The organism is Spirillospora sp. NPDC046719 (genome assembly GCF_040645715.1).
Taxonomy (GTDB): Bacteria; Actinomycetota; Actinomycetes; order Streptosporangiales; family Streptosporangiaceae; genus Spirillospora.
On the sequence record NZ_JBEYYT010000050.1, the window covers coordinates 16,951 to 37,214 of the forward strand.

At 73.3% G+C, this 20,264-nt stretch carries 21 protein-coding genes and 1 pseudogene; 7 read left to right on the top strand and 15 right to left on the bottom strand.

From position 1 onward, the window contains the following. Window positions 1-115 precede the first annotated feature (115 nt). Complete coding sequence (locus ABZ914_RS12045; protein WP_500193000.1) at window positions 116-874, bottom strand: SDR family oxidoreductase; 759 nt, start codon at window positions 872-874, stop codon at window positions 116-118. Window positions 875-1,072: 198 nt separating this feature from the next. On the opposite strand from ABZ914_RS12045, the gene ABZ914_RS12050 reads away from it, so the two are divergent. Beyond that, a complete protein-coding gene (locus tag ABZ914_RS12050) occupies window positions 1,073-2,002 on the top strand; it encodes an RNA polymerase sigma-70 factor (protein ID WP_500193001.1) in 930 nt (309 codons plus the stop codon). Window positions 2,003-2,026: 24 nt separating this feature from the next. Here ABZ914_RS12050 and ABZ914_RS12055 read toward each other — a convergent pair whose 3' ends face one another. From ABZ914_RS12055 to ABZ914_RS12090, 8 genes are all read right to left on the bottom strand, one after another. Continuing rightward, window positions 2,027-2,428 (bottom strand): hypothetical protein, encoded by a 402-nt coding sequence (locus tag ABZ914_RS12055; protein ID WP_500193002.1) that lies wholly within the window; start codon window positions 2,426-2,428, stop codon window positions 2,027-2,029. A 13-nt stretch (window positions 2,429-2,441) separates the two neighbouring features. Next, complete coding sequence (locus ABZ914_RS12060; RefSeq protein WP_500193003.1) at window positions 2,442-2,960, bottom strand: EndoU domain-containing protein; 519 nt, start codon at window positions 2,958-2,960, stop codon at window positions 2,442-2,444. A gap of 61 nt (window positions 2,961-3,021) precedes the next feature. Continuing rightward, complete coding sequence (locus ABZ914_RS12065; protein ID WP_500193004.1) at window positions 3,022-3,516, bottom strand: WXG100-like domain-containing protein; 495 nt, start codon at window positions 3,514-3,516, stop codon at window positions 3,022-3,024. Continuing rightward, window positions 3,516-3,839, bottom strand: a complete 324-nt coding sequence (locus ABZ914_RS12070; protein WP_500193005.1) for a WXG100 family type VII secretion target — start codon at window positions 3,837-3,839, stop codon at window positions 3,516-3,518. The genes ABZ914_RS12065 and ABZ914_RS12070 overlap by 1 nt, the downstream gene beginning before the upstream one ends. 11 nt (window positions 3,840-3,850) lie before the next feature. After that, window positions 3,851-4,639: a hypothetical protein gene (locus tag ABZ914_RS12075; protein ID WP_500193006.1), complete on the bottom strand. Its 789-nt coding sequence runs from the start codon at window positions 4,637-4,639 to the stop codon at window positions 3,851-3,853. Window positions 4,640-4,814: 175 nt separating this feature from the next. Next, entirely contained in the window at window positions 4,815-5,753 is a 939-nt protein-coding gene (pheA, locus tag ABZ914_RS12080) for a prephenate dehydratase (protein ID WP_433144769.1), read from the bottom strand. A gap of 224 nt (window positions 5,754-5,977) precedes the next feature. After that, window positions 5,978-6,430 (bottom strand): DUF4446 family protein, encoded by a 453-nt coding sequence (locus ABZ914_RS12085; protein ID WP_190851383.1) that lies wholly within the window; start codon window positions 6,428-6,430, stop codon window positions 5,978-5,980. Then, the gene (locus ABZ914_RS12090) at window positions 6,430-7,821 is read right to left on the bottom strand and encodes a glycosyltransferase 87 family protein (protein WP_500193007.1); all 1,392 of its coding nucleotides are present in this window, start codon (window positions 7,819-7,821) and stop codon (window positions 6,430-6,432) included. The genes ABZ914_RS12085 and ABZ914_RS12090 overlap by 1 nt, the downstream gene beginning before the upstream one ends. Window positions 7,822-7,984: 163 nt before the next feature. On the opposite strand from ABZ914_RS12090, the gene ABZ914_RS12095 reads away from it, so the two are divergent. Further along, window positions 7,985-10,276, top strand: a complete 2,292-nt coding sequence (locus tag ABZ914_RS12095; protein ID WP_500193008.1) for a hypothetical protein — start codon at window positions 7,985-7,987, stop codon at window positions 10,274-10,276. A 514-nt stretch (window positions 10,277-10,790) separates the two neighbouring features. Here the strand turns inward: ABZ914_RS12095 and mptB are convergent. The 3 genes and pseudogenes from mptB to ABZ914_RS12110 all read right to left on the bottom strand — a co-directional run. After that, window positions 10,791-11,567, bottom strand: a pseudogene (gene mptB / locus ABZ914_RS12100) (polyprenol phosphomannose-dependent alpha 1,6 mannosyltransferase MptB); the annotation flags it as partial. 110 nt (window positions 11,568-11,677) lie between these two features. Then, the gene (locus ABZ914_RS12105; protein ID WP_190851200.1) at window positions 11,678-12,424 is read right to left on the bottom strand and encodes a glycosyltransferase family 2 protein; all 747 of its coding nucleotides are present in this window, start codon (window positions 12,422-12,424) and stop codon (window positions 11,678-11,680) included. A 72-nt stretch (window positions 12,425-12,496) separates the two neighbouring features. Next, window positions 12,497-12,829: an STAS domain-containing protein gene (locus tag ABZ914_RS12110; protein WP_190851203.1), complete on the bottom strand. Its 333-nt coding sequence runs from the start codon at window positions 12,827-12,829 to the stop codon at window positions 12,497-12,499. A 288-nt stretch (window positions 12,830-13,117) separates the two neighbouring features. Here ABZ914_RS12110 and ABZ914_RS12115 point away from each other — a divergent pair, with 288 nt between their 5' ends. Continuing rightward, the gene (locus tag ABZ914_RS12115) at window positions 13,118-13,489 is read left to right on the top strand and encodes a hypothetical protein (protein WP_190851206.1); all 372 of its coding nucleotides are present in this window, start codon (window positions 13,118-13,120) and stop codon (window positions 13,487-13,489) included. 129 nt (window positions 13,490-13,618) lie between these two features. On the opposite strand, the gene ABZ914_RS12120 is transcribed toward ABZ914_RS12115, so the two are convergent. Then, the gene (locus ABZ914_RS12120; protein WP_500193010.1) at window positions 13,619-14,734 is read right to left on the bottom strand and encodes a sensor histidine kinase; all 1,116 of its coding nucleotides are present in this window, start codon (window positions 14,732-14,734) and stop codon (window positions 13,619-13,621) included. Then, complete coding sequence (locus ABZ914_RS12125) at window positions 14,731-15,501, bottom strand: response regulator (protein WP_500193011.1); 771 nt, start codon at window positions 15,499-15,501, stop codon at window positions 14,731-14,733. Before ABZ914_RS12125 ends, ABZ914_RS12120 begins: the two co-directional genes overlap by 4 nt. Before the next feature lie 99 nt (window positions 15,502-15,600). Between ABZ914_RS12125 and ABZ914_RS12130 the strand changes: the two genes are divergently transcribed. The 4 genes from ABZ914_RS12130 to ABZ914_RS12145 all read left to right on the top strand — a co-directional run bounded on the left by ABZ914_RS12130 (window position 15,601) and on the right by ABZ914_RS12145 (window position 19,068). Continuing rightward, window positions 15,601-16,362, top strand: a complete 762-nt coding sequence (locus ABZ914_RS12130; RefSeq protein WP_500193012.1) for a hypothetical protein — start codon at window positions 15,601-15,603, stop codon at window positions 16,360-16,362. A gap of 120 nt (window positions 16,363-16,482) precedes the next feature. Continuing rightward, on the top strand, window positions 16,483-16,653 hold the full coding sequence (locus ABZ914_RS12135; protein WP_173097526.1) for a hypothetical protein: 171 nt from the start codon (window positions 16,483-16,485) through the stop codon (window positions 16,651-16,653). A 79-nt stretch (window positions 16,654-16,732) separates the two neighbouring features. Continuing rightward, window positions 16,733-18,289: a long-chain-fatty-acid--CoA ligase gene (locus tag ABZ914_RS12140; protein ID WP_500193013.1), complete on the top strand. Its 1,557-nt coding sequence runs from the start codon at window positions 16,733-16,735 to the stop codon at window positions 18,287-18,289. A gap of 110 nt (window positions 18,290-18,399) precedes the next feature. Further along, complete coding sequence (locus ABZ914_RS12145) at window positions 18,400-19,068, top strand: hypothetical protein (protein ID WP_500193014.1); 669 nt, start codon at window positions 18,400-18,402, stop codon at window positions 19,066-19,068. 21 nt (window positions 19,069-19,089) lie between these two features. Here the strand turns inward: ABZ914_RS12145 and ABZ914_RS12150 are convergent, their stop codons facing one another. Beyond that, window positions 19,090-19,992, bottom strand: coding sequence for an endonuclease/exonuclease/phosphatase family protein (locus ABZ914_RS12150; protein WP_500193015.1), 903 nt, complete (start codon window positions 19,990-19,992; stop codon window positions 19,090-19,092). Window positions 19,993-20,264 lie beyond the last annotated feature (272 nt).

The window sequence follows — 20,264 nt, forward strand, 5'->3', positions numbered from 1 at the left end:
CCCAAGATCCACAACCGGTTGGCGCGTCCGGAAAGCCCGATGATCACATTTCGGTATCCGAACTTTCCGCCGCCGACCGGTCACGAATCCGTGGCCCGGCCGGAGGCGTGCCGGGTCAGGGCCGGGCTTCGAGCCACTCCTCGAAGGTGGGGCCGGCGAGCCGGGCGTGCGGGCCCGGCAGCAGGCCGCCGGCGGCGGCGTACTCGGCGTCGGGCAGGCCGGGATCGGCGACGCCGACGACCTTCACGCCCCGGCGGGCGCCGAGCAGTGCGGCCGCCTCGGAGACGATCTCCTCGCGGGGCCCGGCGACCTCGGGGATCGGTGCTCCGGGAGCGGGCCCATCGGGGTCGGTGGCCAGGTCGACCAGCGCCTCGGCCACGGTGCGGGCCGCGACGAGCCGGCTGGGCCAGTTCGGGATGTAGGCGACGTCGCCTTGCTGCCAGTCCATGAGCTGTCCGACGAACTCGTGGAACTGCGCGGCACGCAGGATGCGGACGGGGAGGAGCCCGGACAGGTGCAGCTCCTCGTGCACCTTCTTGGCGGCGCCGAAGCCCGCGGTGGTCTTGTCGATGCCGATGATGGACGCCACGGTGATGTGCGCGACCCCTGCCGCGTGGCCGGCCTCGTGCAGGTTGCGCGCCGACGCGCGGAAGAACTCGGTCGCCGCCTCCTCCTCGGAGGCGTGCCACGACGCGACGTCGATGATGGCGCCGGCCCCGGCGAGCGCCTCGGCCAGGCCCTTGCCGGTGACGACGTCCACACCGGTGGCCCGTGCCATCGGCACGACCTGGTGGCCCCGTTCGGTGAGGACGTCGACGACGTGGCGTCCCAGTCGTCCGGTCGCTCCCGCCACGGCGAACTTGCTGCTGCTCATGGTTGCTGCCTTTCCTGGAAGGGGCGCCGCGAGCCCGTCAGGCGCGGCGTCCTGACGAACACGAGACGACGGCTCCCCGGCCCGCGTAACAGCACCGGTCATGTGACCTAGGTCATCGCCAAGGGCGTGTTACGCGACGGCGCTGACCGTCGTCTAGTGCATGGAGCAGGACTGGGAACCGACGGGCAGGAGCCGGGCATGAGCGAACGCACTGTGGACACCGCCGAGCCGCTCGCCGACGCCGACCCGATGGAGTCCGCCACCGAGGCGTTCGTCGCCCACCGCAGCCTGCTGTTCACGGTCGCCTACGAGATGCTCGGTTCGGCCACCGACGCCGAGGACGTCCTGCAGGAGACCTGGCTGCGCTGGGTGGGCGTCGATCGGGCCACCGTGCGGGAAGAGCGTGCCTACCTGGTGCGGATCGTCACCCGCCAAGCCCTGGACCGGCTGCGCGCGCTCGGGCGGCGCAAGGAGACCTACGTCGGGCCTTGGCTGCCCGAGCCGCTGCTGACCGCGCCGGACGTCGCCGAGGACGCCGAACTCGCCGACAGCGTCTCCATGGCGATGCTGCTGGTGCTGGAGACGCTCCAACCGACCGAACGGGCCGTGTTCGTGCTGCGCGAGGTCTTCGATCTGGACTACGACGAGATCGCCGAAGCCGTCGGCAGGAGCCCGGCCGCGGTCCGCCAGCTCGCCTACCGGGCGCGGTCGCACGTCGCCGCGCGCCGTCCCCGTGGCACCGCCACCCCGGCCGAGACGCGAGCCGCCCTCCAGGCGTTCCAGCGGGCCGTCGAGACCGGCGAGCTCCAGAGCCTGCTCGACATCCTCGCGCCGGACGTCGTCGCCCTGAACGACGGCGGCGGCGTCAAGCACGCCCTCCTCCGGCCCATCGTGGGAGTCGGCGACGTCGCCCGCCTGCTGGCCGCCGGGTGGTGGAGGCGCGGCGCGGAAAGGGTGCTCGAACCGGTCGAGGTCAACGGCGCCCCCGGGCTGCTCGTCCGGGTCGACGGGGAGATCGACGGCGTGGTGGCGGTACAGATGGAGAACGGCCGCGTCGCCGGCCTCTACCACGTGCGCAACCCCGAGAAGCTGTCCCACGTGGACCGCGAGACCTCCATGACCCGCTGACCCCGCCCGCCCCGGGGCGAGCGGTCAGAGGGCAGGCCGGAGGGGGTGAGGGCGAGCGCGCTTCTCTTCCCATTTCGTGAGTTCGCGCTGCTTCCAGCCGTTGCTCGAATGGTCGGCGAGGAAGGCCCAGTACCGCAGCATCACCTCGATCGCGTCGGCCAGCGCGTAGTGGCCCTCCCAGTCGTCCGACAGGGTGTCGAAGAGGTGCAGGCCGTCCGGCCTGACCTCCGCGACCCAGGAGTTCCCCGACCAGTCCTCCTCGCGGCTGCGCCCGGCCCGCACGTCCTCGGCCCAGGCCAGCATGTCGAGCAGCCAGTCGCCGCCGGTCTGGACGTCACCGACCAGGAACGCCCCGAGCGCGGTCTCGGACTCGTCGGTGAAACGGTAGTCGGGCGTATTGTGCACGCTGTTGACGAAGGAGATCATCGGTTAGGTCGCCTTAGCTGTAGGGCATGACCGGCCACGCCGAGTCCCAGCCGTTCTTCTTGCCGTTCCGCTTGAACGACCCCTGGATGAGGACGCCGTCCACGACCCCCGACCACCGCTTCCCGTCGGGGCTCACCTGATGGTTCGCGAACGCCTTCTCGATGGCCGAGTTCACCCGCTGCGGGGACCAGTTGTCGGGGAAGAACGTGCTCCCTTGCGGCTTGGTGATCCACTGCCCGTTGGGGCCTCTCATCTGGACGTCACCACGATAGACGCCGGTGTGGGGGTCGCGGTCGAGCACGGTGACGCGCCGGTCGGCGTCGTCGCGGCCCAGGAACCGGTGGTGGTACCCGGTGGGCGTCGGCCGGCCGCGCACGTTCCGGACCTCGCCCCTGAAGACGTGGTGCCGACCTCCGTGGTTCTTTATGGCCTTGCGCATCCACCGGATCGCGGCCTCGAAGATTCCTGAGGCCGCCTTTCCCTTGCCTGACTTGAGGATGAGGTGCAGCGCCAGGAAGAGGACGGCCGACATGAGGCCGGCCGCGGATCGCGTGGTGGCCGCGCGCGCCGGGGTCCCGCGGCCGGAGAACGGGTCACCCATTGAGGATCGCGTCTATGGCGAGGTTGATGAGCTGGTCGATGAGGGCGCCGGTGATCTCCTTGAAGACGGGGATCTCGGCGAGGGAGGCGCCGAAGGTCTCGGGGGCGGTGGCGATGGCCTGGGCGATCTCGGCGGCCAGCAGGGCGAGCTGGACGATCGTGTTGATCTTCAGGCCGAGGACGATGCCGCCGCAGACCATCAGGCCCGCGCCGATGATCTGGGCGGCGGTGCGGGCGTCCTCGAGGTTGGCGTGCGGGGCGTCGCCCTGCGTCCAGGAGTCCTTGAACGCCTGGACGCCGTCGGCCTCGTGGGTCGTCCAGACCTGCTGGGCGTGGCCGTGGGCGTCGGCGACGGGGCCGCCGAGGGTGCCGGCGAAGCGCAGCCAGGCGCCGCCCATCTCCATGAGCTTGGTCTCATCCGCCTCGGGCCAGGAGTAGCCCAGCATCGACAGCAGCGAGCGCAGCTCGCCGGGGAGTTGCAGGCCCATCAGAGGAAGTCGTTGACGCGGTTGACCTCGATGGCGGAGGCGTCCTCGGACTCGCGGTAGCCGGCGGCCATCGCCTGGACGCCCTCGCCGTGCTCCGCGACGCCCTCGATGTTGTCGTCCAGGCAGTCCTGGAAGACCTCCAGGACCGCCTGGTAGCAGCCGCCGATGATCGAGCCGATGTCGTCGCTTCCCCAGGGCTCCCCGTAGGAGGACAGTTCGCCCTGGAATCGCTGCCAGTGGGAGCGGAGGCCGTTCGCCGCGCCGCCGATGTCGCGGCCGCTCTTCAGCATCTGCTCGTGGTCGACCTTCAGTTCCGGAGCCATGCGGCCTCCCGTTACCTGGGCTGGATGTCGCTCATCAGGGACTGCAGGGACGTGACGTACCGGGCGAGCTCCCGGACTCCGGCGTCCTGGGCGGCGCGGACGTTCTCGGTGAACTCGGCGGACGGGGCGGCGGACCTGCGCGCTTCGGTCTCGGCGCGGGCGAGGGCGTCGTTGACCGCGGCGCGGGCACCGTCGGCGATGTCGGCGGCGCTCAGGTCGTGCTCCCAGACCAGCCGGACGACCTGGCCGGACGACGACGCCTTCACGTAGAGCCGGTCGTCCACCGCCCAGGCTTCGCCCTCGGCCGCCCCGCCGGTGGTGCCGGCGGCGGCCAGGGCGGCGCGGGTCCGGGCGAACAGGCCGTCGAAGTCGGGCGGCTCGAAGCTGCCGCGCATCACGGCGCGCTCGTTGACCTGGGCGACGGCGTCACCGATCGCGCCGGTCATCCGGCGCATGCCGTCCTGGCCCTGGGCGAGGACGGCGTCGAGCCCGGCGCGGATCGCGTTCAGGTCGACCGGCGGGACGTCCTGCGCGGCGGGCGGGGCGGGACGCGCCCGGTCGAGGGCCACGTTGATCACGGTGGTGAGGTCCGCGGCGAGGTCGTCGGCGTCGAGCCGCAGCAGCCGGGGGTCGAGGTCGACGGCGGTCAGGCGGCGGCCCGCGGCGGTGACGCGGATGCGTTCGTCCTCGGAGACCGCGGTCGCCGGTTCCGTGGCCGGCGCGCCGGGCTCCTGTGGCGCGGCCGGAGCCGTGCGCAGCTCGTCGAGTCGTCGTCGTGCGCGGCTGATCTGCTCGTCCATGCCGTCCCCGTGCCCCCGGAAACAAGATCAACGGGCGACGACCCTAGCAGTCAAAACGGCATTAGGAAAGGACGATGACATATCGGCTGGTCAGTGAAATGGACCAGAGATCGGGTGAATTGAACGGCTTTCCCGATACGGGAATTACGGACTTTCCGGAAGAACGGCGGTCGGGTCAGGCGCGGCCGGTGCGGATGGTGCTGAGCCAGGCGGCGGCCTCGGTGAAGTCGTCGTCGTGCGTGCCCCGGCGGATCTCGGGACGGACCTGGTCGGCGCGCGGGTAGGACCCGACGAAGCGGACGTCCGCGCAGATGCGGCGCAGGCCCATCAGCGCCTCGCCGACGCGGGCGTCGTCCACGTGGCCTTCGAGGTCCATCCAGAAGAGGTACGAGCCGAGCCCGGCGCCGGTCGGGCGGGACTGGATCAGCGACAGGTTGATGCCGCGCACGGAGAACTCGGTGAGGATCTCCAGCAGCGCGCCCGGGTGGTCCTCGCCGATGAACGCGACGACGCTGGTGCGGTCCATGCCGGTGGCGGCCGGCGGCGCGCAGGGGCGGCGCAACTGGACGAACCGGGTGACGGCGTCGGCGACATCGTGGATGTCCTCGGCGAGGACGGCGAGGCCGTAGCGGGCGGCGGCGAACGAGCCGGCGAGCGCGGCGTCGTAGTGGCCGTCGGCGACGTGCTGGGCGGCCTCGGCGTTGGACGTGGCGGCGCGCCACTCGGCGTCCGGGACGTTCTCGGCGAGCCAGCGGCGGCACTGCGGCTGCGCGATCGGGTGCGACGCGACGGTCTTGATGTCGGCGAGCGCGGTGCCGGGCCGTACCAGCAGCGCGAACGAGACCGGCAGGTGGACCTCGGCGACGATCTGGAGGGGCTCTCCGGTGGCCAGCTCGTCCAGCGTGGTGGGGACGGAGCCCTCGACGGAGTTCTCCAGCGCGACCACGGCGGAGTCGGCCTCGCCGCGGCGCAGCGCGTCCAGGACGGCGGGGACGGTGGCGAGCGGGAGCTGCTCGGCGGTGGCCGCGCCCGGCAGGGACATGAGCGCGGCCTCGGTGAACGTGCCCTGCGGACCCAGGTAGGCATAGCGTTCGGGCCTGGTTTCTGCGGTCACGAAGATCCCCCGAGGGCGCGGTTCAGCGGGGCACCTGCTTCTGCGGTGCCGAGAGAGACGAGTGTACTTGCCGCCGCGTAAAGTCCCGGCCGGGGCGGCGGGCACGGGCGGTGCCGCGCCGCCGGACCGGCCCGGGAGCGGGCTCGCGCACCAAGAGGGCGCGGGACCGGGTCCCGCAGCCGGTCAGGGCGCGGGCGGTAGAGGTGCGGGCGATGGCGGCCCGGTCAGGCGCGGGCGGTGGAGGCGCGGTCGCCGAAGTCGGGCAGCGGGTCGTCCATCGACACGATGGGCCCCTTGCCCAGGCGGGCGGCGCGCAGCACCTGGTTCTCCTCGGGGGAGAGCATCTCGACCGGATGTCCTCCCTGGACGGCCTTGGCGTAGGTCCTGGTCTCGGTGCGCCCGTTGATCGAGCTGAGCACGACGCCGTCCCCGACGGCGTTGAGCACGGCGAGCGAGAAGGACCGGTGCCCCGACATCTCCTTGAGCGCGTCGTAATGCACGATGGCGAGGTCGCGCAGCGCGCGTTCGTCCACCTCGCCGGAGGCCACCTGGAGTTGGCGCCTCAGCATTTCCCCGCACTCTTCGACGACCTGGTTCACCCGATTGTGGGCCACCACCGCGATGGAGAGCCCGGCCACACCGGCGACCAGGCCGGCGACGGCCACCGCGACAAGCATCACGTGGCGAGCGTACCCACCTCGACCTGCCGTTGCGAAGGATCCTCGCGACTCGCCCGCCGGGTGACGCGGTTCGTGAGCCAGTTTCCCAGCAGGAGGATGGCGACGATCGCCGCGAGGCCGAACGAATCACGCTCCAGACTGCCCCAGAAACGGGCGATCGGAGGGTGTCCGGTGGTGGACAGGTGCGAGCCCCACCACGGCAGCGGGAACAGAAAGAAGATCCAGAACGCCAGGCCGAACAGACATCTTCGCGTGTCTCGCCCGTCGCCCACCAGAGCCCCGATGACCGGGATGATCCACACAAGGTGGTGAATCCACCCGACGGGGGACAGAACCACGGACAGCAGCCCCGTGATCGCTACCCCGGCGAGCAGCAGGCCGTACGCGCCCGGACCGGACGCCGGGTCGGCGGCGGCGAAGTGGTCGGTCCCGGCCGGCCCGGTGACGACCGGCCGTCCGCCGGCCAGGGCGTCCGCCGCGTACGTCGCCCGGCGCGCCAGCCTGAAGCCGGCGTACGCCATGGCCAGCGCGAGGATGAGCCACACCGCCGTCCGGGCCGGGCCCTGGTCGAGGACCCGCGCGACGATCCCGTTGATCGCCTGGTTGGTCGTCCCGTCGACGGCCCCGGTGCGGTCACCGCCCTGCAGCAGCGCGCCGAACCAGTAGGCGGCCGAGGCGTGCGGCAGCACCGCGAACCCGCCGAGCGTCGCCACCACCGCGGTGGCCAGCGCGTTCACGAACGCGTCCCGGCGCCCGGTGATCAGGAAGTAGACCAGGAAGACGCCCGGCACCAGCTTGATCGCCAGCGCCAGCCCGACCAGCAGCCCGCGCGGCCAGCGCGGCGAGCGGGTGCAGCAGTCGGCCAGGCACATCGCCAGCAGGAACACCCCGACCTGGCCGAACCGGACCTGGTCGCGGACCGGGTCGAGCCAGGCCGCCCCGGCGACCAGCACCCCCATGGTCAGCGGCGCCCACCGTCCGGTGCGGCGGATCAGGTCGCGGAACGCGTACCAGACGGCCACCGCCAGCGCGGCGTAGATCAGCACCGTCCACGCCCACTGCGCGGCCCGCCACGACAGCAGCGTGAACGGGACGGCGAGGAGCGCCGCGAACGGCGGGTAGGTGAACGGCAGCAGCTGCGGCGGCTGGGTGAGGAAGTCGTACAGCGCCGCGCCGCGCAGCACCGCCAGGCCGCCCTCGCGGTAGACCTCCAGGTCGACGAGCCGCTGGTCGGGCTGGTTGTAGAGCCATTGGGAGACGATCGGTGTGACGGCGGCCACCACGACGGCGACGCCGGCCAGCGCGATCAGCGCGTCCAGCGGCGACCGCCGGGCCCGCGCGCGTCCGGGCCCGGCGGTCGCCTCACGCGTCCCGCTGACTGCTCGCATCCCCACATCCTGGCGTAATCGGGCCCACCGGGCCGGGGCCCGATCGGTGGCCCAGCCCGAAGGATATGCACCCGGGAAGCGCGCCGCGCGCGGCGTCCCGGAGCGCTCCGGCCCTGCACGGAGGCCCGGCGCGCCATGGTGAAGCTCTTGTAACCTGAGCGCCATGACGCAGCGGGGGGCGAACATCGGGATTCTCGTCGCCGCCGTGGCCCTCTTGACCGCCGTGCTCGCCCCGTCGGCGGCGAGCGCCGCGACGGCGCCGGCCGCCGCTGCCCCCGCCCCCTCCTCTGCCGCGATCAGCGGACGCGTCGTGATCATCGGGATTCCGGGCCTGATGTGGAGCGACGTCAGCGCGGAGACGACCCCGGCGCTCTGGGGGCTGACCCGCGACGGCTCGGCGGGCGGGCTCAGCGTCCGCACGACGCGGACGAGCACCTGCCCCACCGACGGCTGGCTGACGCTGTCGGCGGGCCAGCGGTCCCGGCTCGCGCACGGCGACTGCGCGCTCCCCCCGAACCCGATCCTGCCGGGGCAGCCGTCCCCCGCGGGCCCGCCGCCCGCCGGCGGCGCGGTCGCGCCCGGCTGGCCGGCGATCAAGAGCGACAACGCGGGCACCGGCTACCACGCGCAGATCGGCCTGCTCGGCGACGCCGTCCACGCGGCGGGCGGCTGCACCCTCGCCGTCGGCCCCGGAGCGGTGTTCGCCGCGGGCGACGGCGGCGGCCGCGTCGACCGCTACGTCCCGTCCACCGACAAGGCGACCTCCGCCGACTGGGCGCGCTGCCCGCTCGCCGCCGTCGACGTGGACGAGGTGTTCCGCGCCTACCTCAACGCGGGCGTCGACCCGCACGGCGACCAGGTCCCCGTGCCCGACCGGAAGCGCGCCGCCGCCGCGTCCGCCGCCGACCGGCGCGTCGCGCAGGTGGTGAGCCAGGTCCCGGCGGGGACGACGATCCTGGTGGCGGGCCTGTCCGACACCGGCGTCAACCCGCACCTGCGGGTCGCCGTGGCCAAGGGCGGCGGCTACGGTCCCGGCCTCCTCACCTCCAGCGCGACCCGGCAGGACGGCCTGGTCACGCTCACCGACCTGACGTCCACGGCGTTCCAGCAGCTCGGGCTCAAGGAGCCGCAGCAGGCCGTCGGGTCCGCGTGGCGGTCCCAGCACTCCGGCGACTCCACGGCGACGCGCGTCGAGGACCTGGAGGACGAGGACGTCGCCGCGCAGGCCATCCGCGCCGTCCAGACCAACTTCTACTGGGTGCTGTTCGCGACGCAGCTCGTCCTCTACGGGATCGCGGCGCTGGCGCTGCGGCGGCTCGGCAACGACCCGCGCTCGCGGGCCCGGATCCTCGGCGGCACGCGGGTGATCGCGCTGCTCGGCGGAGCGGCGCCCGGCGCGTCGTTCCTGGCCGGGCTGATGCCGTGGTGGCAGGCCGCGCACCCGACGCCGGTGCTGATCTGCACGGTGCTCGGCTTCGCGGGGCTGTTGACGGGCATCGCCCTCGCCGGCCCGTGGCGCCGGTCGACGTTCCTGCCCGGACTGGTGATCACCGCGGTCACCGCGGTCGTGCTCGCGCTGGACGTGATGACCGGCTCGTCGCTCCAGCTCAACACGCTGATGGGGTACACGGCGCTGGTCGCCGGGCGCTTCTACGGGTTCGGGAACCAGGCGTTCTCGCTGTTCGCGGTGGCCGCGATCCTGACGGCGGCGTGGGTGTGCGAGTTCCCGCTGCGCCGCCACCGCGCCGACCCGGATCCGGGCGGGCCGGCCGGGGCGACCCGCCGCGCGAAGGCCGTCTCGGTGGGGATCGTCGCGGCGGTCGGGCTGCTCACCGTCGCGGTCGACGGCCTGCCGGCCTGGGGCAGCGACTTCGGCGGCGTGATCGCGATCACCCCGGCGTTCGCGATGCTCGGCATGATGATCACCGGCAAGCGGGTGTCGCCGGTGAAGGTCGGCGCGTTCTGCGTCGCCGGACTCGCGCTGGTGCTGGCGATCTCCTGGTGGAACTCGCGGAGCGCCAACCCGACCCACATGGGCCGGTTCTGGCGCGACCTGATGGACGGCAACGCCTGGGACGTCGTCACCCGCAAGTTCGACGCGATGCTGAACAGCCTCGGGTACTGGCCGTTCACGCTGGCGCTGGCCGCCGCGCTGGTGTTCCTGTTCTTCGTGCTGGCGCGGCCGACGCGGTGGCGGGCGGTGTCCCTGCTGCACCGCGCCTACCAGCACACCCTCACGATGCGTCCGGCGCTGATCTGCGCGCTCGCGGTCGGCATCATCGGGACGCTGGTGAACGACTCGGGCGTGGTGATCCTGTCGGTGGCGTTCAGCCTGGCGACCCCGCTGATGCTGGCGGCCGGGGTGCGCTCGCTGGAGATCGACCTGGACGCAGGCACTGAACAGCCAAGGCCGCAAGCACCGCGAGCAGCGTCCACGGAATCACCGTCGGCCTGACGACGGTGAACAGCCACGACAGATCGTGCGGCATCCCGATGCGCTGCGGCGCGCGCGCGGGAAGGTAGGCGAGGCTGAGCGCGGCGGTGTGGGCCAGCAGGATCCAGTCGATGCGCGACAGGGGCAGCAGCGCCAGCAGCGCCCAGCCGAACCCGTCGTACCAGGGGAGCACGTAGGGCGCGGCCAGCAGCCACGCCATGACGAACGCCGTGGCCATCCGCCGGTTGGCGACCTGCCCCGGATGCTCCGCCAGCGGGTCGTCCTTCGGCAGGCCGCGCGCCAGCAGCAGGAACAGGACGATCCCGAGCAGCAGCGAGCCGGTCTTGATCACGTCGCGCTGCGAGCCGCGGCCCAGCATCCGGTCGAGCAGGTGCCAGGGGGTGGCGAACGACACCATGTTGCTCGCCTCCCGCACCTGGTCGAGGGCGTGCGGGCCGGCCAGCGCGTACGCGGTCGCGGCCGTCGCGGCGGCGCCGCCGGCCAGTGCGGCGAGCCCGCCGAGGGCCCGCCACCGGCGGCCCTTCCAGCCCTCGCGCACCAGCGCCCACGCCGGGCCGCCGCCCGCGAGCGCCGCCGGCATCTTGATCGCCCCGCCGACGCCCGTGAGGACCCCGGCCGCCAGCGCGCGCCCCCACATCCGCCACCGTCCGCCGGTCGCGTACGTGTCGAACACCGTCAGCGCCGCCACCATCGGCGCGATCGCCAGGACGTCGTTGTGCGCGCCGGAGATCAGGTGGAACAGCAGGAGCGGGTTGCACGTCCACAGCAGCGCGGTCCGCAGCCGCCGGTCCTCGTCGCGGGACGTCCGGTAGAGGATCAGCGCGGTCACCGCGAACGCCAGGACGTTGAACACCGACAGCACGAACACCGTCAGCCGCACCGAGCCGCCGCCGATCCACGACGCGACCGCCTGCTCCCCCGTCGCGATCGGCCCGTACACCGACGGCGTCGACCGCCACTCCTCGGGCGCCCCGGCCACCGGGTCCTTCGGCAGGTCCACGGCGCGGGTCTCGTACGGATCGTGCCCGGTCGCCGCCATCCGCCCGTACGACGCGTAGTTCAGATGGTCGGTCGAGCCGACCGGCGGCATGAACATGAACGCGACCGCCGCCAGCAGCCCCGCCGCGACCAGCGGGAACGCCCGGACGCGCCAGCCGCGCCGGACGGCGGTGAAGCACAGCGCGAGGCCCGCCGTCCCCGCCGCGACCCCCGCCACGACGAGCCCCAGCACCAGGTACGGCGACGGGTGCACGTCCAGCGAGTACGGCGGCTCCCCGAACCGCGCGTCCATCGCGGGCTGGAAGGCGGACGGCCCGAGCAGCGCGGTGGCGAGGAAGCAGCAGAGGGAGGCCCCGATGGCCCACAGTCCGGCGGTCCCCGGCCGCGCGGGACCGGGGCTGGTCACGTGCGGTGGCCGCGCAGGCGGGCGAGCCGTCCGGCCACGACCGGCTCCCGCACGGCCAGCGCCCTGGCCACGTCGCGGAACTGCCGGCCGCGGTGCAGCTGCGCGCGCCAGTCGGTGCCGGTCGCGCGGTGCGCCAGCGGCACCTCCACCTCCGCCACCCGGAAGCCCTTGCGCAGCAGGTCGATGGTGAGGCCGGTCTCCACGCCGAACCCGGCGGCGAGCGGCAGCGCGGCGTCGAACGCGGCGCGGGTCAGGCAGCGCTGGCCGTTCAGCGGCTGCGTCGCCTCCCAGCCGGTGGCGCGGCGGATGCCCTCGCGGGACAGCCGGACGACGAACCCGTGCCCGCCGAGCTTCACCGTCGAGGAGAACGCGGCGATCGTCATGTCGGCCTCGCCGGCCAGTACGGGCGCGACGAGCGGTGCCGCCTCGGCGGCCGTCTCGGCCAGGTCGGCGTCCAGGAACAGCAGGTGGCGGGGCTGGTCACGGCCGTCGTCGAGGAGCCGGACGGCCTCCGCGCCGGTCTCCATCGCGGCGCCCTTGCCCCGGTTGCGGGCGTGCCGCACGACCCGGGCCCCCGCCTGCGCGGCCACCGGCCCGGTCCGGTCGGACGAACCGTCGTCGACGACCACGATCAGGTCGGCCCCGGGCAGCTCCTGCGCGGCCTTGACGGTGGCCGCGATGCGGTCGGCCTCGTCCTTGGCCGGGATGATCACCGCTACACCCTGCGTATCCGCCTCCTGCATATCCGCGATCGTAGTCGGCGTGCGGGCATGGCGCCGTGAACAACCGGCGACGGCGGGACGACCGGCGGCCGATCAGTCCAGGGCGGGCGCCGCGTCGTCGGTCACGGTGAACACGGTGTCGAGCCCGGTGACCTGCAGGATCCGCTTCACGGCCGGGCGCGGCGCGGCGAGCTCCAGCGAGCCGCCCTGCTCCTTGATCCGCTTCATGGCCGAGAGCAGCACGTTCATGCCGGTCGAGTCGCAGAACTCGACGCCGGCCAGGTCGACCACGATCCGGTCGACATCGCCGCGCAGCAGCCCCGCGAGGGCCGCCTGCAGCCTGGGCGCGGTGTACAGGTCCAGCTCGCCGGTCGCTGTGACGACGGCGTGACCTCCCTGAGACGCGGTCGAGACATTTAGCTCCACGTCCGGCACACTATCTCGACTCCGCTCCATGAGCCAGACAGTTCGCCAAGTCGCGTGTGGCGCGGGCGTGTCCCTGGCGCGGCGCCGTCCCGTCCACCCCGTACGCTTTGAGTACTACGCACCGTGATGTCGTGATTTCGGGCTCCGACGGGGCCCGTCACCGGTTCGCGAGCGCCCCCTGAGCCGTCCGGGCGCGGTCCCAGGGGAACTCCCCGTTCCCCCTTCGCGGACGTCCCGAGTAGGGAAGGCTGGCCCCGTGCAACAGCGGCATTGGGGGGTGCGCGGCACGTGAAGGCCGACCGAACGACCGACCCGAGGCACGCGCGGCTGCGCGAGCGCCTGGACGCGATCCGCGCGCGCTCCGCGAAGTCCACCTCGTGGCGCACGTCCACGCAGTACCTGTCCCGGCTGGTGAACCGGGACGGCTTCGTCCCGGTCAAGACCCGGCTGACCCGCGAGGACCTCGCGTTCCTCACCGGCGCCCGCGAAGAGGTGATCGCGCTCGCCGAGCTGGGCACGCGGATCCTCGACCTGCACCGGCCGCAGGAGGCCGGCGGCATCACCAGCGACCCCGACAGCCCCATCCGCCGCTGCCGCGCCTGCATGTGGCGCTGGCCCTGCCCCACCTTCCGCGCGATCGACGACTCCCTCGACCGTTGAGCCGCGGCGTGTCGCCGTCATGACGCGCTCATGACGGCGACAGCCCGCAGCTCGACAAGCCGCAGCTCGACAGGCCGCAGCTCGACAGGCCGCAGCTCGACAGCCCGCAGCTCAACGCGGGCTGGGTGGTCAGGCGGGGAGGGGAAGGCGGACCTCGAAGCGGCAGCCGGCGCCGGCGTTCGCGACGCCGATCTCGCCCGCGTGGGCCTCGACGATGCCGCGCGCGATGGCGAGGCCGAGCCCGGCTCCGCCGCCCGGCGTGCGGGCCGTCTCGCCGCGGAACGCCACGTCGAACACGCGCGGCAGGTCGGCCTCCGGGATGCCGCCGCAGGCGTCCGCGACGGTCACGCGGGCCTCGCCGCCGAGCACCTCCCCGGTGATCTCGACGGCGCCGTCGCTCGGGGTGTGCCGGATCGCGTTCACCACCAGGTTCCGCAGCGCGCGCCCCAGCTCGCCCGCGTCCACGTGGACGGGCAGCCCCGCGCGGACGTCCCCGCTGATCCGCACGCCCTTGGCCCGGGCGAGCGCCTCCGCGCCCGCCACCGCCTCCGCGACCAGGTCGGCGAGGCCGACGCGCTCCCGCGACAGCCGCAGCGCGCCCGCGTGGATCCGCGACAGCTCGAACAGGTCGTCCACCATCTCGGCGAGCCGCTCGACCTCCACCCGGATGCGGCCGTGGTAGCGGCGGACGGTGCCGCCGTCGGCGACGACGCCGTCCTCCAGCGCCTCCGCCATCGCGCGCAGCCCGGCGAGCGGGGTGCGCAGGTCGTGGCTGACCCACGCGACCAGCTCGCGGCGGCTCGCCTCCAGCGCCTGCTCCCGCTCGTGCGCCGCGGCGAGCCGGTCGTAGGCGGCCTCCAGCTCCCGCGACAGCTCCGCCAGCTCGGCGGGCAGCGGGGCGGCGGGCCTCCGGAACCGGTCCGCGCGGACGGCCTCGACCAGCACCCGGTTCGCGGCCACGAGCCGCCGCCCGAGCAGCACGGACACCACCGTCGCGACCAGCCCGGCCGACACGACGACCGTCAGCACGACCGACCGGTCATGGTCGTTGATCAGCATCAGGACGGAGATCACCAGGATGCCGGAGACGGTCGCCAGCACGGTCGCCGCGGCGACGACGGCCAGCTGGATCGCCACCGACCGGGCGCGCAGCAGGCGCAGCAGGCCGAGCGCGACCGCCGTGATCACCAGCGCGGCGAGGGCCGCGTAGAAGACGACCAGGAGCAGGTCCGGGAACGGGATCACCGGCCCGCCTCTCCGGCCTCGGCTCCGGTCCCGGCCCCGGTACCGGCCCCGGCCCCGGCCTCTGCGGGCTCGTACCGGTAGCCGACGCCCCAGACGGTGACGATCCGGCGCGGCGCCGTCGGGTCGTCCTCGATCTTCTCGCGCAGCCGCCGGACGTGTACGGTCACCGTCGAGGAGTCCCCGAACGACCAGTCCCACACGCGTTCCAGCAGCTCGTCACGGGTGAACGCGCGGCGCGGGTGGCGCATCAGGAACGCCAGCAGGTCGAACTCGCGGGACGTCAGCGCGAGCGGCGCGCCGCGCAGCCCTGCCTCGTGCGCGCCGACGTCGACGACCAGCTCGCCGTCGCGCAGCGGGCCCGCGGGGACGGTCGGGACGAGCGCGCCGCGCGCGCGCCGCAGCACCGACCGCACGCGCAAGGCCAGCTCGCGCGGGCTGAACGGCTTGGTCACGTAGTCGTCCGCGCCCGTCTCCAGGCCCACGAGCCGGTCGGTCTCCGCGCCGAGCGCGGTCAGCATGACGATCGGGACCGCGGAGGTCTCACGCAGCCGCCGGCACACCTCCAGGCCGTCCATCCCGGGCAGCATCAGGTCCAGGACGACCAGGTCCGGCGCCTTCTCGCGGGCGCGGCGCAGCGCGGCGGGGCCGTCCGCGACGCACTCCACGTCGTGGCCGTCGCGGGCCAGGTAGCGGGCGACGACATCGGCGACGGTCGGATCGTCGTCGACCACCAGCACGCGGCCGGCGTGGTCTTTCGGCGGCATCATCCGTTCACGCTACGGGCACTCGCGCCGGTTCCAGTCCATCTGTCACCACTCCGTAAGGGTTCGCCTGCGGCTGCGAACGATGACCGCTTTAATGAGCGAATGTCCCAGTCTCGTCCCGCGACGTCCACGGGCGGCGCGATCGCCATGGTCCTGGTGGGCGGTGCCGTCGCCACCGGGCTCGTCACCCTGCTGGCCGCGTTCGCCTCCTACCCGTCCCCGGAGATGCTGAGCTTCCGCGCCTCGACGGGGTTCTACCTGGTCAACTGCGCGCTCTGCGGGCTCGTCACCGCGCTCGGGCTGCTGCTGTGCCGGCCGCGCGGCCCCCTCCCGCCGATCCTCGCGGCGGTCTCCGCGCTGGTGGCGTTCGAGGTCGGCAAGCGCATCGGCGCCACGCTGGCCCTGATGATCGGGCTGGAGCGCATGCCGGACGGCATGGTGAGCGCGATCATGAAGCCGCACTTCAACAAGTACCTCGCGTACGAGCTGCTGGCCGTGGTCATCGCGGGCGGGATCGCCGCGCTGCGGGTCGGGACGAGCGGCGGCTTCGGGCCGGGCGGCCAGCGCCCGCCCGCGTGGACGGGACCGCAGCCGGCGGTCGGCTTTGGCCAGCCGCAGCCGGGCCAGCCGCAGCCGGGCCAGCCCATGCCAGGACAGCCGGGGCAGCCGGGGCAGCCGCCCATGGCCTACCCCGGGCAGCCTCCGATGGCGCCTCCCGGCCAGCCGTACGGCGCGCCCGCCGGGCAGCCGTCCTTCGCGCCCCCGCCCGGTGGCGCGCCCGCGCCTGGCAGCCAGCCTCCGCCGCCGTCGGGCCGGCCGCTCGACGCGCCGCCGCCCGCGGACCAGCCGCCGTCCCCGAGGTGACCCTGGGTGGTCCCTGGCCGGCCCTCAGGGTCGGCCTCCGCCGAACGTCCAGAGGTAGCAGGGGCGGCTTCGTACTGGAGGGTGATGCCCGGCCCGTCATGACCGCATACGGTGAGGGGCATGGGTAAGACAATCCTGACCATTGTCGGCGTGGTCCTCGCGATCTGGCTGCTGATGACGGTGATCGGCGCGATCATCTCGATGCTGAAGTTCTTCTTCTTCATCGGGTTCGTCGCGGTCATCGTCGTCCTCGCGGTGACCCTCGTGTCCAAGATGGCCCGAAGCAGGTAGCGCTTCCCCCTTGCGGGGCTTCGCCGATGACCGCATGATGCCGGGACAACCAGGCGGTCATCGGCGAAAGGGACCTACCGTGCCGGGTCTGACGGAGATGCTGCGCGAACGGGCGCTCGCGCAGCCGGACCGCGTCGCCTACATCGCGGGCGAGACGAGCCTCACCTACCGCGACTTCGACCGGCGCGCCGACCGGGCCGCCGCCGCCCTCGCCGCCGCCGGCGTCGGGCACGGTGACCGCGTCGCGATCCTCGACAAGAACTCGCTCGAATACGTCGAGCAGCTGTTCGGCGCGGCGCGGATCGGCGCCGTCCAGGTGCCCGTGAACTACCGGCTCGCCGCCGACGAGGTCGCCTACATCGTCAACAACGCGCAGGCGAAGGTCTTCATCGTCGGGCCCGAGTTCCTCCCGGTGCTGGACGCGATCGCCGGGAAGCTGGAGCACACCACCCACACCGTCGTCATCGGCGGCGAGGGGCACGCCCACCTCGACTACGCCGCCTGGATGGACGCCGCCGACGCCGACCCGCCCGCCTACGAGGGCGCGACGTCGGACGTCTTCGTGCAGCTCTACTCGTCGGGCACCACGGGCCTGCCCAAGGGCGTGATGCTCACCCACGACAACTTCCTCGCCGCGCTCGAGGTCACCAACGACGCCTGGGACGTCGACGACGCGACCGTCCTGATGGTCGCGATGCCGATGTACCACGTGGCCGGCAACGTGCTGACGATCTCGGTCGTCTACAACGGCATCACCGGCGTGATCAGCCGGGAGCCGGATCCGACGGAGATCGCGCGGGCGATCGAGCGGAACCGCGTCACGCACATCTTCCTCGTCCCGGTGCTGCTGCAGTTCATGCCGCTGATCCCCGAGGTGACGGCGTGCGACCTGTCGAGCCTCAAGCTGATGCTGTACGGGGCGTCGCCGATCAGCGAGGACGTGCTGCGCGGCGCGATGCGGATGCTGCCCGGCACCGACTTCATGCAGGTGTACGGGCTGACGGAGGTCACCGGCGCGATCACGATGCTGCCCGCCGAGGACCACGACCCGGACGGCCCGAACGCGCGCCGGCTGCGCAGCGCCGGGCTGCCGAACGCGGGCTGCGAGCTGCGCATCGTCGATCCGGCGACGGGCGAGGACGTGCCGACCGGGCAGGTCGGCGAGATCGTCTGCCGGACCGCGCAGAACATGAAGGGCTACTGGGGGATGGCGGAGGCGACGGCGTCGGCGCTGTCGGCCGACAACTGGTTCCGCACCGGCGACGCGGGCTACCTCGACGAGGACGGCTACCTCTACATCCACGACCGCGTCAAAGACATGATCATCTCCGGGGGCGAGAACATCTACCCCGCCGAGGTCGAGAACGTCCTGATGGGGCATCCCGCCGTCACCGACTGCGCGGTCGTCGGCGTGCCGGACGAGCGGTGGGGCGAGACGCCGAAGGCCCTGGTGGTGCTGTCCGAGGACGTCCCCGAGCAGCAGATCATCGACTACTGCCGCGAGCGCCTCGCGCACTTCAAGTGCCCGACGTCGGTGGAGCGCCGCGACGAGATCCCCCGCAACCCCACCGGCAAGATCCTCAAGCGGGAGCTCCGCGCCCCCTACTGGCAGGGCCGCGACCGCGGCGTCCATTAGCGCCCTCCGAGGGCGGACGGGATCGCGGCCGCGGGATCCGGCTTTACCCCGAGAATCACGGACCGTGTCAACACGGTGACAATCGGTTCCGCCGCCGCGAGACTGGCTGTGTGACGGACTGGTACGCCAACGGCATCTCGATCGCCTCCCTCGGGACGACGATCGTTCTGGGGGTGCTCCAGCTCCGCAAGGGCAGCGGGCGGCGTGCCGCCCCTCCGGAGTGGCCGGACGAGCCGGGCGGCGCGCTGCCGGAGGTGCCTCCCGCCGGGGGCGGGCCGGCGTTTCCCCGAGGCGGCGCCGCTTTCCCGCCCGATCGGGCGCCGCCCGGGTACGGGCCGTTCCCGTTCCCGCCTTCGCCGCCGGAGCCGCCGGGCCCGGACTCCGCGCCCTCACCACCGCCGCCTCCGCCGCGTTCCCCCAAGTGGCCGGCCTCCCCGCGGAGGGCGTTCCGCTACGCGATGAGCACCACTGCGGTGGCCGTCGCGCTGTTCCAGTTGCTGTCGATCAGCCCTGCCGTCCAGTCCGCGGTCGCGATCGGCCTGCTCGCCGCCGTGCTGGCCGTCTGGCCCGCGCGCAGGTCGCGCGGCGGGACGTCCGACCGGCTCACGGGGCTTCTCCTGCTCCTCGTCGGCCTCGCGAGCAGCATGGCGGTCCTCGCCGTGCCGCTGGATCCGATCCTGCGCCTGCCGCAGGTCGTGGTCGCGCTGATCGTGCCGTGGTTCCTGCTGAGCCGTCTCACGGACCGGGGCCCGGTGTGGCCGCCCGACGAGCGGGACTAGCGGCGGGGGCGGGCAGCGGGGTCAGCGGAAGCGGATCATCGCCGAGACGGGACGGTGGTCGGACGACTTGTCGGCGTCGGCGGGCACGGTGCACGACACGGTGGCCGACCTGGTCATGAACAGGTAGTCGTCCTTCTCCACGGCCGTTCCCTGCCAGTTCTGCAGGGTCTTCGCGCCGGTACGGGACGTCCCCGACTGGTCGCACTCGGCGTAGGCGCGGTACAGCGGGTCGAGCGCCGCGTTCTCGGGCGGTTCGGCGAGGTCGCCGCCCGCGACGACGCGGGTGCCGGTCCCCGCGAGCGAGGCGAAGGCGCGCCCCTGCTTGCGGCGCCAGTCGCCCTGCGGGTCCTCGGCGGGCGAGCTGAACTGGGTGACGCACAGGCGCGTCCGCCACGCCCCGGCCTCACCGCACAGGGCGATGCGCCGGCGGCCGGACGGCGACGGCAGCCGCGTCTGCTGGACGCCGTTGACCGCCACGCGCGCGCCGAGCGCGATCCCGAGCCTCCCTTGGCCGCCCACGCAGGACGGGCCGTCCGGGTACGCGGCGAACTGCCAGCTCCACGAGGCGAACCAGGACGCCTTCTTCAGCGCCTGCACCTGCCCCGAGCAGATCTCCTGGAGGAACGCGGCGTTCGCGTGGACCTTCCGCCCGCCGACCTCGGTGACGTGCAGCTGCGCGGCGACGCGCTTCGCGAGCTCGGCGGGCCGGGCGCCGAGCGGGCAGCCTGCCTCCGGGGCACCGCAGACGTTCCAGTCCACCGCCGTGATCGCCGCTTTCGGCGGCGGTTTGCGGACGGCGCCGTCGGCGTGCGCCGGGCCGCCGCCCGGAAGTCCGTCGATGTCGGCGCCGACGCCCGCGGCCGTGACGACGGCGGCGGCTCCGCAGACCGAGAGCAGGGGAATCAGAGCGCGGGGGGCTCGCACACGTTCTCCATGAGGGGGGAAATCAGCGGGGATGTTGGGAGAGATCCCACCACATCGCGATCTTGTCCGCCAGCGATTCGCGACCGTCCGGTCACGCATACGGCGCCCCTTTTCGGACCGCCCCGAACTCCGAACGCGACAAAGAACGATAAGTCGATAAATAGACGGGGTCCGGCGGGCCGTCACCGGCCCGCCCGGCCCCCCCCCCCCCCCCCCCACCCAGCCCCGCCGCCACCCATACCGGGCCCGCCCGCCGGCCCGCCCCCCCCCGA